This is a genomic window from Streptomyces actuosus (assembly GCF_016921115.1).
In the GTDB taxonomy this organism is placed as follows: domain Bacteria; phylum Actinomycetota; class Actinomycetes; order Streptomycetales; family Streptomycetaceae; genus Streptomyces; species Streptomyces actuosus_A.
This window is the reverse complement of sequence record NZ_JAFFZS010000170.1, coordinates 1-478: the sequence shown is the minus strand read 5'-3', so window position 1 is coordinate 478 and position 478 is coordinate 1. Positions and strand designations below refer to the sequence as shown.

Below are 478 nucleotides of genomic sequence, written 5' to 3'. Positions count from 1 at the left end.
GTTGAGGAGAAGCATACGCCAACTGCTTCTGCGAATGACTATCTGCTGATCAAATACGAAGGGGCCAAACGGGGCGAGAAACGGGGAACTACTTCGTCGTATCTCTACAAGTTGAACCGATTCTCTCTTGACGTTTTGCGAGCGGTCCTTAACAAATTCGGTTCATTGCTGACTCCGGGCAACTTGGCTGGTTTCCTTCCTATAATTGGAGACGCATTGGTGCAGGCGCACGAGGAGGTGAAGATTTCCGCTCTCCGGTTGTTGTCAACGATTATCAAGCTTCCTCTGCCAGAAATCGATAACAACTCGCATGTCTACTTCACCGAGGCTGTCAAGGTCATCAAAGAAGCACCGAGCACAAACACCGAAGCAGCACAAGCAGCCTTGAAATTGATCTCGGCCATGCTGCGCGAGAGGAAGAGCACGAAACTCAGGGATGGCCATCTTGCTTACCTGCTCCAGCGCCTTACCTCCGACA

1 protein-coding gene is annotated in these 478 nt (G+C 51.3%); it reads left to right on the top strand.

From position 1 onward, the window contains the following. A partial coding sequence (locus JS756_RS39045; RefSeq protein ID WP_205387465.1) for a hypothetical protein occupies positions 1 to 478 on the top strand: 478 nt, incomplete at both ends.